This window comes from Pseudomonas sp. SDO5215_S409 (assembly GCF_054071325.1).
Genome location: NZ_JBSVWN010000007.1, coordinates 27,093 through 42,332 on the forward strand (window position 1 = coordinate 27,093; position 15,240 = coordinate 42,332).

General features: G+C 62.5%; 14 protein-coding genes. 4 read left to right on the forward strand and 10 right to left on the reverse strand.

Annotated elements, in window-relative coordinates:
- Nucleotides 1–61: 61 nt before the first annotated feature.
- The 4 genes from lon to cmoB all read left to right on the forward strand — a co-directional run bounded on the left by lon (nt 62) and on the right by cmoB (nt 4,841).
- Entirely contained in the window at nt 62–2,482 is a 2,421-nt protein-coding gene (gene lon / locus ACW9H9_RS05720) for an endopeptidase La (RefSeq protein WP_457342287.1), read from the forward strand.
- 149 nt (nt 2,483–2,631) lie between these two features.
- Nucleotides 2,632–3,024, forward strand: a complete 393-nt coding sequence (locus ACW9H9_RS05725; protein WP_457342286.1) for a protease inhibitor I42 family protein — start codon at nt 2,632–2,634, stop codon at nt 3,022–3,024.
- Nucleotides 3,025–3,144: 120 nt separating this feature from the next.
- Nucleotides 3,145–3,888, forward strand: a complete 744-nt coding sequence (cmoA, locus tag ACW9H9_RS05730; protein WP_457342285.1) for a carboxy-S-adenosyl-L-methionine synthase CmoA — start codon at nt 3,145–3,147, stop codon at nt 3,886–3,888.
- Complete coding sequence (cmoB, locus tag ACW9H9_RS05735) at nt 3,885–4,841, forward strand: tRNA 5-methoxyuridine(34)/uridine 5-oxyacetic acid(34) synthase CmoB (protein WP_457342284.1); 957 nt, start codon at nt 3,885–3,887, stop codon at nt 4,839–4,841. Before cmoA ends, cmoB begins: the two co-directional genes overlap by 4 nt.
- Nucleotides 4,842–4,846: 5 nt before the next feature.
- On the opposite strand, the gene tadA is transcribed toward cmoB, so the two are convergent.
- From tadA to lptF, 10 genes are all read right to left on the reverse strand, one after another.
- On the reverse strand, nt 4,847–5,344 hold the full coding sequence (gene tadA / locus ACW9H9_RS05740) for a tRNA adenosine(34) deaminase TadA (RefSeq protein ID WP_457342283.1): 498 nt from the start codon (nt 5,342–5,344) through the stop codon (nt 4,847–4,849).
- Nucleotides 5,344–6,723, reverse strand: coding sequence for a multicopper oxidase family protein (locus ACW9H9_RS05745; RefSeq protein ID WP_457342282.1), 1,380 nt, complete (start codon nt 6,721–6,723; stop codon nt 5,344–5,346). The genes tadA and ACW9H9_RS05745 overlap by 1 nt, the downstream gene beginning before the upstream one ends.
- A 103-nt stretch (nt 6,724–6,826) precedes the next feature.
- Nucleotides 6,827–7,570: a pyridoxine 5'-phosphate synthase gene (gene pdxJ, locus ACW9H9_RS05750; protein ID WP_457342281.1), complete on the reverse strand. Its 744-nt coding sequence runs from the start codon at nt 7,568–7,570 to the stop codon at nt 6,827–6,829.
- A 50-nt stretch (nt 7,571–7,620) separates the two neighbouring features.
- Nucleotides 7,621–8,307, reverse strand: a complete 687-nt coding sequence (recO, locus tag ACW9H9_RS05755) for a DNA repair protein RecO (RefSeq protein ID WP_457342280.1) — start codon at nt 8,305–8,307, stop codon at nt 7,621–7,623.
- Between the two features lie 79 nt (nt 8,308–8,386).
- A complete protein-coding gene (gene era / locus ACW9H9_RS05760; RefSeq protein ID WP_457342279.1) occupies nt 8,387–9,289 on the reverse strand; it encodes a GTPase Era in 903 nt (300 codons plus the stop codon).
- Nucleotides 9,282–9,971, reverse strand: coding sequence for a ribonuclease III (gene rnc / locus ACW9H9_RS05765; RefSeq protein ID WP_457342278.1), 690 nt, complete (start codon nt 9,969–9,971; stop codon nt 9,282–9,284). Before rnc ends, era begins: the two co-directional genes overlap by 8 nt.
- A gap of 147 nt (nt 9,972–10,118) precedes the next feature.
- Nucleotides 10,119–10,973 carry a signal peptidase I gene (gene lepB / locus ACW9H9_RS05770; protein ID WP_457342277.1) on the reverse strand — a complete coding sequence of 285 codons (855 nt, stop codon included), beginning with the start codon at nt 10,971–10,973 and terminating at the stop codon, nt 10,119–10,121.
- Between the two features lie 5 nt (nt 10,974–10,978).
- Nucleotides 10,979–12,778 carry a translation elongation factor 4 gene (lepA, locus tag ACW9H9_RS05775; protein WP_457342276.1) on the reverse strand — a complete coding sequence of 600 codons (1,800 nt, stop codon included), beginning with the start codon at nt 12,776–12,778 and terminating at the stop codon, nt 10,979–10,981.
- Nucleotides 12,779–12,931: 153 nt separating this feature from the next.
- On the reverse strand, nt 12,932–14,011 hold the full coding sequence (lptG, locus tag ACW9H9_RS05780; protein ID WP_457342275.1) for an LPS export ABC transporter permease LptG: 1,080 nt from the start codon (nt 14,009–14,011) through the stop codon (nt 12,932–12,934).
- Nucleotides 14,004–15,122 carry an LPS export ABC transporter permease LptF gene (lptF, locus tag ACW9H9_RS05785; protein WP_457342274.1) on the reverse strand — a complete coding sequence of 373 codons (1,119 nt, stop codon included), beginning with the start codon at nt 15,120–15,122 and terminating at the stop codon, nt 14,004–14,006. The genes lptG and lptF overlap by 8 nt, the downstream gene beginning before the upstream one ends.
- Nucleotides 15,123–15,240: the final 118 nt, after the last annotated feature.

Sequence of the window (15,240 nt, forward strand, 5' to 3'; positions counted from 1 at the left end):
CCATTGAAACCACCGCGGACTCGCCCCATCTAACCTGCATACTTCCCCATGCAGGTGCCCCATGAGCAACCAGCAAGAATTCCCCGATATCGACCTGAACGACTACGCCGACCCCGAAAACGCTGAAGGCGCCTCGGTCCATACCGGCCTGGCCCTGCCCGGGCAGAACCTGCCGGACAAGGTCTACATCATCCCGATCCACAATCGGCCGTTCTTTCCGGCGCAAGTGCTGCCGGTGATCGTCAATGAAGAACCCTGGGCCGAGACGCTGGAGCTGGTGAGCAAGTCCGACCATCACTCCCTCGCCCTGTTTTTTATGGAAACGCCGCCCGAAGACCCCCGGCATTTCGACACCTCCAGCCTGCCGCTGTACGGCACGCTGGTGAAGGTGCACCACGCCAGCCGCGAAAACGGCAAGCTGCAGTTCGTGGCCCAGGGCCTGACCCGCGTGCGTATCCGCACCTGGCTCAAGCACCATCGCCCGCCGTACCTGGTGGAAGTCGAATACCCACACCAGCCCAGCGAGCCGACCGACGAGGTCAAGGCGTACGGCATGGCGCTGATCAATGCGATCAAGGAACTGCTGCCGCTCAACCCGCTGTACAGCGAAGAGCTCAAAAATTACCTCAACCGCTTCAGCCCCAACGACCCCTCGCCCCTGACCGACTTCGCCGCCGCGCTGACCTCGGCCACCGGGAACGAGCTGCAGGAAGTGCTGGACTGCGTGCCCATGCTCAAGCGCATGGAAAAAGTGCTGCCGATGCTGCGCAAGGAAGTGGAAGTGGCGCGCCTGCAAAAGGAGATCTCCGCCGAGGTGAACCGCAAGATCGGTGAGCACCAGCGTGAGTTTTTCCTCAAGGAACAGCTCAAGGTCATCCAGCAGGAGCTGGGCCTGACCAAGGACGATCGCAGCGCCGACGTCGAGCAGTTCGAGCAGCGGCTGACGGGCAAGGTGCTGCCGCCCCAGGCGCAAAAGCGCATCAGCGAAGAGATGAACAAGCTGTCGATCCTGGAAACCGGCTCGCCGGAATACGCCGTCACCCGCAACTACCTGGACTGGGCCACCTCGGTGCCGTGGGGCGTGTATGGCGAGGACAAACTCGACCTCAAACACGCCCGCAAGGTGCTGGACAAGCACCACGCGGGGCTGGACGACATCAAAACCCGCATCCTCGAGTTCCTGGCGGTGGGCGCCTATAAGGGCGAAGTCGCCGGTTCCATCGTGCTGCTGGTGGGCCCGCCGGGCGTGGGCAAGACCAGCGTGGGCAAGTCCATCGCCGAATCCCTGGGCCGGCCGTTCTACCGTTTCAGCGTGGGCGGCATGCGCGACGAGGCCGAGATCAAGGGCCACCGGCGCACCTACATCGGCGCCCTGCCGGGCAAGCTGGTGCAGGCGCTCAAGGATGTGGAAGTGATGAACCCGGTGATCATGCTCGACGAGATCGACAAGATGGGCCAGAGCTTCCAGGGCGACCCCGCCTCGGCGTTGCTCGAAACCCTGGACCCGGAACAGAACGTCGAATTCCTCGACCACTACCTGGACCTGCGCCTGGACCTGTCCAAGGTGCTGTTCGTGTGCACCGCCAACACCCTGGACTCCATCCCGGGCCCGCTGCTGGACCGCATGGAAGTGATTCGCCTGTCGGGCTATATCACCGAAGAAAAAGTCGCCATCGCCAAGCGCCACCTGTGGCCCAAGCAACTGGAAAAAGCCGGAGTGGCCAAGACCAGCCTGAGCATCAACGACAGTGCCCTGCGCGCGTTGATCGACGGCTACGCCCGTGAAGCCGGGGTGCGCCAGTTGGAGAAGCAGCTGGGCAAGCTGGTGCGCAAGGCCGTGGTCCGGCTGCTGGACGAGCCGGACAGCGTGATCAAGATCGGGCCCAAGGACCTGGAAACCTCGCTGGGCATTCCGGTGTTTCGCAACGAGCAGGTCTTGTCCGGCACCGGCGTGATCACGGGGTTGGCCTGGACCAGCATGGGCGGGGCCACGCTGCCCATCGAGGCCACCCGTATTCACACGCTCAACCGCGGCTTCAAGCTCACCGGGCAGTTGGGTGAGGTGATGAAAGAGTCCGCCGAGATTGCCTACAGCTACATCACGTCGCATCTGAAGTCGTTTGGCGGTGACCCGAAGTTCTTCGACGAAGCCTTTGTGCACCTGCACGTGCCCGAAGGTGCCACGCCCAAAGACGGCCCGAGCGCCGGGGTAACCATGGCCAGTGCGCTGTTGTCGCTGGCCCGTAACCAGCCGCCGAAAAAAGGCGTGGCCATGACCGGCGAGCTGACGCTGACCGGGCATGTGCTGCCGATTGGCGGGGTGCGTGAAAAGGTCATTGCGGCGCGGCGCCAGAAGATCCACGAACTGATCCTGCCCGAGCCCAATCGCGGCAGCTATGAAGAGTTGCCGGACTACCTCAAGGAAGGGATGACCGTGCACTTTGCCAAGCGCTTCGCGGACGTGGCGAAGGTGTTGTTCTGATCGATCGTTAAAGGCTGGGGCCTTATCGCGGGCAAGCCCGCTTCTACGCTTGAGCGCGTAAGGCCCAGACAGTCGCCCTGAACCCTCTTGTCACACCCTGTCTCATCTTCGGTTATGCTCGGCCTTCGTCGTGAATCAACGGAGCCCCCATGACCGCTGCCCGCCTGCTTCTTCCCCTGAGCCTTGCCCTGCTGGCCGCGTGCGCCAGCGCGCCGAAGCAAAACGTCACCGTGGAAAAACAGAGCGCCTGCCCGCTGGCGTTGAAGACCGGGCAAAACCTGATCCTGACCCTGCCCAGCAACCCCACCACCGGCTACCGCTGGGCCATCCAGGATTCGGCCGGCGGCGTGCTGCGCGCGCTGAGCCCCGAGGTGTACAGCAACCCCGAAGACGGCAGCCTGGTCGGCGCGGGCGGCCATTCCACCTGGCGCTTCCAGGCCTTTGCACCGGGCCAGGGCCGCTTGCGCCTGACCTCCCAGCAACCGTGGGAACCGGAAGCCGAGCCTGCCGAGACGTTCGACTGCGCCATCACGGTGAACTGAAAAGGCCCGGGGCGGATGCGCTCGGGCATCACGGCCCCGGCGGCCCATCAGACAACCCGCGCATCCCAGGGCCAACTTGGCTAAAATACCGGCCTTTTCCCCCTCGTCGCCGGAACCGCCGTGAGCAAAGAACCCGATCGCCTTTTCGCCCAGCCCTTGTCCCAGGTGCCGGACTTCGCCTTTAACGAAGATGTGGTGCGGGTGTTCCCCGACATGATCAAGCGCTCGGTGCCCGGCTACCCGACCATCGTCGAAAACCTGGGGGTGCTCGCCGCGCAGTTTGCCCAGCCCCACAGCGTGCTCTACGACCTGGGCGCCTCGCTGGGCGCCGTGACCCAGGCCCTGCGCCGCCATGTGCGCACCGACGGTTGCCGGGTGATCGCGGTGGATAACTCGGCGGCGATGGTCGAGCGCTGCCGCCAATACCTCAACGGGCAGGACTCGATGTTCCAGGAGTTGCTGCCGGTGGAGGTGGTCGAGGGCGATATCCTGGCGCTCGACTTTGCGCCTGCCTCGGTGGTGGCGCTCAATTTCACCCTGCAATTCATCGCCCCCGACGCACGCCTGGCGCTGCTCGGGCGGATCCGCCAGGCGCTGTTGCCGGGGGGTGCGCTGATCCTCTCGGAAAAGCTGCGCTTTAACGATGAGGCAGAGCACGCCCTGCTCACCGACCTGCACATCGCGTTCAAACGCGCCAACGGCTACAGCGAACTGGAAATTGCCCAGAAGCGCAGCGCCATCGAAAACGTCATGAAGCCCGACAGCCTCCAGGAACACCGCGAACGCCTGCTGGCGGCCGGGTTCTCGAAGGTCGTGCCGTGGTTCCAGTGTCTTAACTTTGCCTCGTTGATTGCCTTGCCATGATTGATCTGTCCCCCCTCGCCCGCCACCTGGTGGGCACTCCGCTGGCCGTGTGGGCCCAAGGCGTGCAAGCGCAACTCGACGCGAAAATGGAAAAAGGCCATGGCGACCTAGCGCGCTGGCAGAGTGCGCTGGACGCCTTGCCCGCCGTGATGCCCAGCCACATCGACCTGCGCAGCGGCCTGACCTTGGACACCGAGTGCGACGACGCCACGCGCACGCAGATGCGCACCGCCTTGATGGGCCTGAGCCCCTGGCGCAAGGGCCCGTTCGACCTGTTCGGGGTGCACGTGGACACCGAATGGCGCTCGGACTGGAAATGGTCGCGGGTCGCACCGCACCTGGACCTCAACGACAAGCGCATTCTGGATGTGGGCTGCGGCAACGGTTATTACATGTGGCGCATGCTCGGCGCCGGGGCCGACAGCGTGATCGGGGTGGACCCCAACTGGTTGTTCTTCTGCCAGTTCCAGGCGGTGCAGCGTTTTTTATCGGCCCCCAAGGCCTGGCACCTGCCGTTTCCGTTTGAAGACTTGCCCGCGAACCTGGAAGGTTTCGACACGGTGTTTTCCATGGGCGTGTTTTATCACCGCCGCTCGCCCGTGGAGCATTTGCTGGCGCTCAAGGACTGCCTGGTCAAAGGCGGCGAGCTGGTGCTGGAAACCTTGGTGGTAGACGGCGACCAGCAGCAGGTGCTGGTGCCCGAAGACCGCTACGCGCAGATGCGCAACGTGTGGTTTTTGCCGTCGGTGCCCGCGCTGATGCTGTGGCTACGCCGCGCCGGGTTCACTGATGTGCGCTGTGTGGATGTGAGCGTGACCACGGTGCAGGAACAACGGGCGACGGACTGGATGAAGTACCAGTCGCTGAGCGATTTTCTGGACCCCAACGATCACAGCAAGACCATCGAAGGGCTGCCCGCGCCGATGCGGGCAGTGATCGTCGCCAAAAAATAACCGCCTCAGAGGGCCGGTTTGGCGCGGCGGGCCTTGAAGAAATCGCTGAGCACCGTGCCGCATTCCTCGGCCAGCACGCCGCCCTCATAGAGCACGCGATGGTTGAGAAAGCCTTGGGTAAAGAACTGCCCCTGGCTTTGCACGATCCCGGCCTTGGGCTCCAACGCGCCGTACACCACACGGGCGATGCGCGAATGCACGATCAGGCCCGCGCACATGCTGCACGGTTCCAGCGTGACGTAGAGCGTGCTGCCGGGCAGCCGGTAATTGTTCACCGCCTGGGCGGCGGCGCGGATGGCGACCATTTCGGCATGGGCACTGGGGTCGCTGCCGCTGATAGGGCAGTTAAAGCCGCGCCCGATGATTTCACCGTTCTGCACCAGCACCGCGCCCACCGGCACTTCGCCTAGGGCGGCGCCTTGTACCGCGAGGTCCAGGGCCTCGCGCATGAAGTACTGGTCGCGACTGCGGTCGATGATGGCGGCGGGGCGAATCTGACGCATCACACCACCTCGATCGCGGCCATCAGGCCGGTTTCCATGTGGTCGATCACATGGCAGTGGAACATCCAGACGCCCGGGTTATCCGCCACCAACGCCACGCGGGCGCGCTCGTTCTTGCCCAGCAGGTAGGTGTCGGTGAAGTACGGCTCGACCTTGTGCCGGTTGGAGGCGATGACTTTGAAGCTCATGCCGTGCAGGTGGATCGGGTGCTGGTATTGGGTCATGTTTTTCAATTCAAAAATGTAGCTTTTGCCTTTCTCAAGCTTAGCGATCGGGCGGTCGGCGCAGGTCTTGTCGGTGATGTCCCAGGCTTTGCCGTTGATCTGCCACAGGCTCGGCGGGCGGTTGTCGGTGTCTACCGACACGGAGCCGACCCACTCGAAATTGAAGTTGAGTTTCTCGGCATTGGCCAGGTCCGGCTCTGCGATGGGGTTGGCGGGCAGCGCGGGCGGCCAGTCGCTGGGCGCATCGCTGTTGGCCACCGAGCGCAACGTGCCCAGGCGCACCGGGCCATTGCGGATCGACAGTTCCTCGCCTGCCGGTGGCGCCTTGATCGCCAGGCAAATGCGCATACCCGGGCCCAGCCAGTATTCCTTGCCCAGCGGGCGAGGCACGATGGGGTTGCCGTCGAGGGCGTAGATCTGCGCCTCGACGTCGGGGATGTTGATGCGGTACGTCAGAGTGTTGTCGAGGTTGAGCAGGCGCACGCGGGTGATCTGCCCGGCGGGTAATTCCACCACGGCCTGGGGCACGCCATTGATGGTCGACAAGCGCCCGGCGGTGCCGCCGCGCGCCGCTTCACGCGGGACGCTGAAGGGCACAAAGGCGCCCTCTTCATCCACGTGCCAGCTTTTCAAGCTCAGGGTGCGTTCGTGTTTGAAGCCGGTGGGCTGGCGCTCTTCGACAATCAGCGGGCCGACCAGGCCACGGCCGAGTTCTTCGCTGCTGTTCACATGGGGGTGATACCAGTAGCTGCCAGCGTCGGGCACGCGGAATGTGTAGTCGAAATACTCCCCCGGCAGCACCGGCAGTTGGGAGACGTAGGGCACGCCGTCCATCTCCAGCGGCAAGCGGATGCCGTGCCAGTGAATGGTGGTGGCCACCGGCAAGTGGTTGATGAAGCGAACCCGCAGCCATTCGCCCTGGCGCACCCGCAACTCGGTGCCGGGCGCCGAAGGGCCGAAGGCCCAGGCCGGGGTGATGTGCTCCGGCACCAGTTCGATGTCCAACGGGGCCGCGATCAGTTGGTAATCGTGGCCCGCGTTAGCCTGCGCCACTTTCCCGAGCCAGTAGCGGTAGCCGCCGCCAGCACCGACACCCACCACTGCAAGGCCGGCGAGGCCACCAAGGATTTGTCGACGGGAAAAGGACTGGGACACAACAACCTCACGTATCGGCCGCGGGTCCGGGACCCGCAAAAGGCGAATACGATACACCTGCATATGCGAAACAGTAAGCGCGCCGGTTGCCGCAGCCCGGTTTTCAGGCCTTGGCGGCGGCCAGGATCAGGGCTTTCATCTCGGCCACTGCGCCTTTGAAACCGACGAACAGTGCATGCGCCACGAGCGCGTGGCCGATGTTCAGTTCGTTGATGCCCTTGATTGCGGCCACCGCTTCGACGTTGTGGTAGTGCAGGCCGTGACCCGCGTTGACGATCAACCCTTGGGCCAGCCCCACGGCCACACCGTCGACGATGCGTTGCAGTTCTTCGGCGACTTCGGTCGGGGTGGTGGCGTCGGCATAGCGGCCCGTGTGCAGTTCGATAGCGGGCGCGCCTACGCGGCGGGAGGCTTCGATCTGGCGCTCGTCGGCGTCGATGAACAACGACACTTCACTGCCGATCTTCGACAGGCGCTCCACCGCCGCCTTGATCCGCGCCTCCTGGCCTGCCACGTCCAGGCCGCCTTCGGTGGTGAGTTCCTGGCGGGTTTCCGGCACCAGGCAGATATGCGCCGGGCGGATGCGTTCGGCGAACGCCATCATTTCTTCGGTCACGCCCATTTCAAAGTTCATGCGGGTTTGCAGCACGTCCTTGAGCACCAGCACGTCACGTTCCTGGATGTGGCGGCGGTCTTCGCGCAGGTGCACGGTGATGCCGTCGGCGCCTGCTTCTTCGGCGTCCAGCGCGGCCTTGACCGGGTCTGGGTAACGGGTGCCACGGGCCTGACGCAGGGTGGCGACGTGGTCGATGTTCACGCCGAGAAGAATGCGATTGCTGGTGGTCACAAAAAGCGCTCCAAGAGGGAAGGAATCGCCGCACAGCATACACGGGGATGTCAGGGCTTTCGAAACAACTCGCGACTGACCAGCGGCCGCCCGCCCAAATGCACCGCCAGGGCCTGGCGCATCAGGCGCTTGGCCGCCGACAACGCGCCCGGCGCGCGCCAGTCAGCCTCGCTCATGGCGAGCAATTCAGTGCCCTGGAACAGGCCGGGTTGCAGCAGGTACACCCGCTCCAGGCCCGCATCGACTTGCAGGCGGTACATGCCGTCGGCGGCGATGGGCTCGCCGTTGATGTCTTCGCTCAGGGAGAAGCCGTAGCCCAGGTCGTCCAGCAGGCGCCATTCGAACGCCCGCAGTAACGGCTCCAACGGACGGCCTTCGGCCAGCGCCAGCAGCGTGGCGGCATAGTGATCGAACACGCCTGGGTGCGGGTCTTCGGCAGGGAGCAGGCGGATCAGCAGTTCGTTGAGGTAGAGGCCGCTGAACAGCGCCTCGCCGTTAAGCCAGGCCGAGGTGCCGACGCTTTCCAGGCGGCCGACATTTTTCAACTCGCCCTTGCCGCGAAACTCCACGTCCAGGGCCACGAACGGGCGGGCCAGGGTGCCGGCTTTGCCACGGGCGCTGCGCAGTACCGCGCGCAGGCGGCCTTGAGGCGTGAGAAAGTCCACCAGCGCGCTCGTCTCGCGGTAGGCGCGGGTGTGCAAGACGTAGGCAGGTTGGCTGGGCGGGGTCGAGGACATGAAAGGCTCGTTGGCGGCAATGGCCTCAGGCGGCGTGCAGTGAGCGGGCTTGCCCCGCTCACCACAGGTTTGTACCGGGTTAGAGGTCGCCGTAGCCCAGCGAACGCAAGGCGCGTTCGTCATCGGACCAGCCGCCTTTCACCTTGACCCACAGGTTGAGCATGATCTTGGAATCAAACAGCAGTTCCATGTCTTTGCGTGCCTCGGTGCCGATGCGCTTGATGCGCTCGCCCTTGTCACCAATGATGATTTTTTTCTGGCCGTCACGTTCGACCAGAATCAGCGCATGGATGTGCAGGGTGGCGCCCTGCTGCTTGAATTCTTCGATTTCGACGGTGATCTGGTAAGGCAACTCGGCCCCCAACTGGCGCATGATTTTCTCGCGCACCAGCTCGGCGGCCAGGAAGCGGCTGCTGCGGTCGGTGATCTGGTCTTCCGGGAAGAAGTGGTCGTTTTCCGGCAGGTGCTCGGCGATCACGCGCTCCAGGGCGTCGAGGTTGTGGCCGTGCTGGGCCGAGATCGGGATGATCTGCGCGTTGGGCAGTTGCTCCTGCAGCCAGCTCAGGTGCGGCATCAGCTCGGCCTTGTCTTCGATGCGGTCGGTCTTGTTCAGCGCGACGATCAACGGGCCGGTGACGTACTGCACGCGCTCCAGGACCATTTGGTCTTCGTCGGTCCACTTGGTGCGGTCGACCACGAAGATCACCACGTCCACGTCTTTCAAGGCCGCCGACGCGGTCTTGTTCATGTAGCGGTTCAGGGCCTTTTCGCCGCCCTTGTGCATGCCCGGGGTGTCGACGTAGATCGCTTGCACGTCGCCCTCGGTCTTGATCCCCAGCATGTTGTGGCGGGTGGTCTGCGGCTTGCGCGAGGTGATCGCCAGCTTCTGTCCCAGGATGTGGTTGAGCAACGTGGACTTGCCCACGTTGGGACGGCCGACGATGGCAACATAGCCACAGCGCGTTGCGGTTGAATCAGTCATGGCCATTCTCCACGCCCAGGGCAATCAGTGCTGCGGCGGCCGCTACCTGTTCGGCAATACGACGGCTCACACCCTGACCTCGGCTTTTTTCATTCAATAAAGTGATTTCACATTCGACAAAGAACACCCGGCAATGCGGCTCGCCCTGGATGTCCACCACTTCGTAACGTGGCAGCTCGCAGCCCCGTGATTGCAGGTATTCCTGCAGGCGGGTCTTGGGGTCTTTGTTGGTGTCGACCAGCGTCAGGCTGTCGATTTCGGACGTCAGCCAGGCGATGACTCGCGCTTTGGCCGCTTCCATGCCGGCGTCCAGGTAGATGGCGCCGATCAAGGCTTCCAGGGCATCGGCCAGAATCGATTCGCGACGAAAACCACCGCTTTTCAATTCACCCGAGCCCAGGCGCAGGTACTCGCCCAAGCCAAAGCCACGGGCCAGCACCGCCAGCGTCTCGCCCTTGACCAGACGCGCACGCAGGCGCGACAGCTGGCCTTCGCGGGCCTGGGGGAAACGGTTGAACAGGGCTTCGCCAGCGGCAAAGTTGAGGATGGCATCACCGAGAAATTCCAGGCGCTCGTTGTTACGCCCGGCAAAGCTGCGGTGTGTCAGGGCAAGGACCATCAATTCCTGGTCCTTGAAGGTGTAGCCGAGCTGACGCTCGAGACGGCTCAAAGAAACGCTCACGGTTTACCCACATTCAGTACGTGGCGCCAAAGGCCATCGACGATTAACGCTGTGTTCAAATTCAAATCCTGGTTGTGCTGCTGGGGGCCAGACGATTGTCTGCACCCCAGAAAAGCATTCGGCGCTGTATCAACAGCGCCGCCTGTCTTACTTGATCAGCCCGACCCGCGAGAAGTTCGGCAGGTGGCTGAGCTTGGGTTCCGGCCAGCTCATCCAGACCGCGAAGGCCTTGCCGACGATATTTTCGTCGGGGACCATGCCCAGCAAGTCCTTGGGAATGTTGGGGTCATCCCAGTAGCGGCTGTCGTTGGAGTTGTCGCGGTTGTCGCCCATCATGAAGTAGTGCCCGGCGGGCACCTTCCATTCCGTGTCGGGCGGCGAACGGTAACGGCTCATTTCCTTACGGATTTCGTGCTCGACCTCGCCGAGTTTCTCCTGGTACAGCTCGGCGCTGCCCAGGGTGTTCGGCTCGGCGCCCAGCAGCTTTTCAGCCACCAGCTCACCATTGACGTACAGGTGTTTGTCGCTGGTGTAGCGAATCACGTCGCCCGGCAGGCCCACGACACGCTTGATGTAGTTGACGTTCGGGTCGCTCGGGTAGCGGAACACCATCACATCGCCGCGCTGCGGATCACCGACCGGGATGACTTTTTTGTCGATCACCGGCAGGCGGATGCCATAGGAAAACTTGTTCACCAGGATGAAGTCGCCCACGTCCAGGGTAGGTTTCATCGACCCCGACGGGATCTGAAACGGCTCCACTAGAAACGAACGCAGCACCAGCACGATGAACAGCACCGGGAAGAACGACTTGCCGTATTCAACCAGCAAGGGCTCTTTGTTGAGCTTCTCGACCACCACGGCATCGGGCTGGCTGACGCTGCCCTGATAAGACGCAATGGCCGCCCGCCGACGCGGGGCGAAGAACACCAGATCGAGCAACGCCAAGAGACCGCAAACGGCAACGGCGATGACCAGCAACAGCGGGAAATTTAGTGACATAGGACCTAACTATCCAACCTGAGCACCGCAAGGAAGGCTTCTTGTGGAACTTCCACGTTGCCTACTTGCTTCATGCGTTTTTTACCGGCCTTTTGCTTCTCGAGCAGTTTGCGCTTACGACTCACGTCACCGCCGTAGCATTTAGCCAGTACGTTCTTTCTGAGTGCCTTGACGGAGGTCCGCGCAATGATCTGCCCGCCAATGGCGGCCTGGATCGCGACGTCGAACATCTGGCGCGGAATCAGTTCTTTCATCTTCTCGGTCAGTTGCCGACCTTTGTAGTGCGCGTTGTCCTTGTGCACGATCAGCGCCAGGGCATCGACCTTGTCGCCGTTGATCAGTACATCCAGCTTGACCAGATTAGCTGATTGGTAGCGATCGAAATGGTAGTCCAGCGAAGCATAGCCGCGACTGGTGGATTTGAGACGGTCGAAGAAGTCCAGGACCACTTCGTTCATCGGCAAATCGTAGGTCACTTGCACCTGGTTACCCAGGAACAGCATGTCGTGCTGCACGCCACGCTTCTCGATGCACAGGGTAATGACGTTGCCCAGGTGTTCCTGTGGCACCAGGATATTGGCCCGTACAATCGGCTCACGCATGTCGTCGACAGCGGAAATATCCGGAAGCTTGGACGGGTTGTCCACGTAAATCGTTTCACCGGTTTTCAGCAACAGCTCAAAAATAACCGTTGGCGCGGTGGTGATCAGGTCCAGGTCGTATTCGCGCTCAAGGCGCTCCTGGATGATTTCCATGTGCAACATGCCCAGGAAGCCGCAACGGAAGCCAAAGCCCAACGCGTCGGAACTTTCCGGGGTGTATTGCAGGGAGGAGTCGTTGAGGGTCAGCTTTTGCAGCGCCTCGCGAAAGTCCTCGAAGTCGTCGGAGCTGACCGGGAACAGACCGGCGTACACCTGCGGCTGGATGCGCTTGAAGCCCGGCAGCACTTCCACGTCCGGGGTGGCGCTCAAGGTCAGGGTGTCACCTACCGGCGCCCCGTGAATGTCCTTGATGCTGGCGATGATGAAGCCCACTTCACCGGCTTTCAGATCAACGGTGGCGGTGTGCTTGGGGTTGAACACGCCCACGCTGTCTACCAGGTGCACCTTGCCGGTGGACTTGACGAGGATCTTGTCGCCCTTCTTCACACGGCCATTGCGCACGCGTACCAGAGACACGACGCCCAGGTAGTTGTCGAACCAGGAGTCGATGATCAGCGCTTGCAGCGGGCCTTCGATGTCGCCGGTCGGCGCGGGAATGGTCTGCACCAGGCGCTCAAGCACTTCGTCGACACCCAGGCCGGTCTTGGCGCTGCAGGTGACGGCGTCCGTGGCGTCGATGCCGATGATCTTCTCGATCTCGTCCTTGACGCGCTCGGGCTCGGCCTGTGGCAGGTCGATCTTGTTCAGCACGGGCATCACTTCAAGGCCTTGCTCGATCGCCGTGTAGCAGTTGGCAACCGATTGCGCCTCGACGCCTTGACCGGCGTCGACCACCAGCAAGGCGCCTTCACAGGCCGCCAGGGAACGGCTGACTTCGTAGGTGAAGTCGACGTGGCCCGGGGTGTCAATGAAGTTGAGCTGGTAGGTGATGCCGTCTTTTGCTTTGTAATACAGGGTAACGCTATGGGCCTTGATGGTGATCCCGCGCTCGCGCTCGAGGTCCATGGAGTCCAGCACCTGGGCTTCCATTTCACGCTCGGCGAGGCCGCCGCACATCTGGATGAATCGATCGGCCAGCGTCGACTTGCCATGGTCAATGTGGGCGATGATGGAGAAATTGCGGATATGACTCAAATCACTCACGGGTCAACACTCAAAAAGGCTGCAGGCTGATTGCCCGCCGAAAAATAGCCGGGAATTGTACCTGATGCTCAGGCCAGACGTCATCCATGGTGTCAGAGAACAAAAAATGCCCCGGTCTTGCGAGCGGGGCATTGTTTGTTCATAAGCGCAGGCTCAACCGGCCCGGCGCAGCAGCCAGAACCCGGCCAGGGCGCAAATGGCCGTGGGCACCAGCACCGCGAACAGCGGCGAGAAGCCAAATACCAGGCTCGACGGGCCCAACAGATCCTGGGCGATACGGAACGTGAAGCCCACCAGCACGCCGGTAAACACCCGCTGGCCCAGCGTCACCGAACGCAGCGGCCCAAAGATGAACGAAATGGCCATGAGCACCAGCGCGGCCGTTACCACCGGCTGCAACACCTTGACCCAAAACGCCAGCCAGTAGCGGCCGTTGCTCAAGCCTTGGTCCTTGAGGTAGTGGATGTAGCTCCACAACCCCGAAATAGGCAGGCTTTCCGGGATCATCACCACCGTGCTGAGCAATTGCGGCTTGAGGGACACGTCCCATTGCTCGGTCGGCACATTGATCACTTCGGTGCTGGACTGCGGGCCCTTGCCGATATCACGGAAGTACGTGGTGGTGACATCGCTCAATAGCCACTTTTCATCGCCATATTGCGCACGTTTGGCGAAGCTGGACGACAACAGGTGCCGCTCCTTGTCGAAGTGGTAACGGGTGACCCCCACCAACAGCCCGCCCGGCTGAACGGCGTTGATGTGGATGAATTCGTCGCCCTGGCGGTGCCACAGGCCGTGCTTGGAGCTCTGCGCATCACCGGAACCCTGGGCCAGGGCGCGGTTGGCCTGAGCCGTGGTTTCGGCAGGCGGTGCCACGTACTCGCCCACCAGCACACTGGCCAGCATCAGCAGCAGCATGGGTTTCATCACCGCCCAGACGATACGGCCAACGGAAACACCCGCCGCCCGCATGATGGTCAATTCGCTGTTGCTGGCCAGGCTGCCCAGGCCGATCAGGCAGCCGATCAGCGCGGCCATCGGCATCATGTCGTAGAGACGACGCGGCGCCGTCAGGGCGACATAGCTCAATACGTCTGTGACGGTGTAGGTGTCGGTGACGTTGCCCACTTCATCAATAAAGGCGAACAACGAGGCCAGGCCCAGGATGATCCCCAATACCGCAAGGATTGCGATCAGTACGCTGCTGCCAATGTAGCGGTCGAGCTTAACCACGAGCCATCTCCTTCATGCTGCGACGACTCTGCATCTTCAAACGCAACGGTTCCCAATAAAGCAGCCCCAGCCCGATCAGCAGGAAAACCCCGTGAACCCACCACAGGCCCAGGACCGGCGAGAGCTTGCCCTTCTCCAGGGAGCCACGGGCGGAAATCAGGATGGTGAGGTAAGCCATGTACAACAAGATGGCCGGCAGCAACTTGAGGAAGCGGCCCTGGCGCGGGTTGACGCGCGACAGCGGCACCGCCATCAAGGTCACGATAAACACCAGCAGCGGCAGGGAAATACGCCATTGCAGTTCGGCGATGGAGCGCAGTTCCTTGCTGCCGATAAGGTCCGGGGTGGGGATGGCGTCGCGGTCGGTGACCTCGTCGCTCACGTCGGGCCGGGCCAGCATCACGCCATAAGTGTCGTACTTGATCGCCCGGTAGTCGGCCTGGCCGGGGCTGCCGTCATAGCGATAGCCGTTTTCCAGGATCAGGTAACGGCTGCCGTCCAGGCGCACTTCCTGGCGGCCGGTGTCGGCCACCAGGATCGAAATGCCGCGATCTTTCTGGTTCTGGCCGAGGTTTTTCTGGGAGATGAACACGCCGCCGAGGTTGGCACGGTCATCCGACAGTTGCTCGGTGTACGTCACCCGCGAGCCATCGTTGAGGGCCTGGAAGCGACCGGGCTCCAACGTGTCAAACTCGGTCAGGGCGTCCTGCTTGTTGAGCACCAGCTGAAACTGCAACGCGCCCTGAGGCGCCAGGCTCAGGCTCAGCCAGGCCACGATCAGGGCGATGCCGGTGGCCGGGATCATGGTCATGGCCAGCAGGCGCTGCTGGCTCATGCCGGTGGCCGACAACACGGTCATTTCGCTTTCGAGGTACAGCCGGCCATAGGCGAGCAAAATCCCCAGAAACAGGCCAAGCGGCAGGATCAGCTGCAAGAAGCCCGGCAGGCGAAAGCCCATGATCAGGAACAGGGAGCCCGGATCCAGGGCGCCCGAGGCGGCCTGGGCGAGGTATTTGACGAAGCGACCGCTCATGATGATAACCAGCAGCACCGCACTCACGGCACTCAGGGTCAACAGGACTTCGCGGGACAGATAACGGAAGACGATCAAACCAGACACTCCAGGGTTGTCAGGCTAAGGCGGCCAAACAAGCAAGCATATCGAGTCGACCTGTTGGCACAGGTCGCCTAAAAAGATTGGGCATTATCATGTGATTGATCGCGCCTGT

Bases quoted from the DNA above. Each gene is read 5' to 3' on its own strand.
- lon (WP_457342287.1), top strand. From the start codon at position 62: ATGAGCAACCAGCAAGAATTCCCCGATATCGACCTGAACGACTACGCC.
- ACW9H9_RS05725 (WP_457342286.1), top strand. From the start codon at position 2,632: ATGACCGCTGCCCGCCTGCTTCTTCCCCTGAGCCTTGCCCTGCTGGCC.
- cmoB (WP_457342284.1), top strand. From the start codon at position 3,885: ATGATTGATCTGTCCCCCCTCGCCCGCCACCTGGTGGGCACTCCGCTG.
- tadA (WP_457342283.1), bottom strand. From the start codon at position 5,344: ATGCGTCAGATTCGCCCCGCCGCCATCATCGACCGCAGTCGCGACCAG.
- recO (WP_457342280.1), bottom strand. From the start codon at position 8,307: ATGTCCTCGACCCCGCCCAGCCAACCTGCCTACGTCTTGCACACCCGC.
- era (WP_457342279.1), bottom strand. From the start codon at position 9,289: ATGACTGATTCAACCGCAACGCGCTGTGGCTATGTTGCCATCGTCGGC.
- lepB (WP_457342277.1), bottom strand. From the start codon at position 10,973: ATGTCACTAAATTTCCCGCTGTTGCTGGTCATCGCCGTTGCCGTTTGC.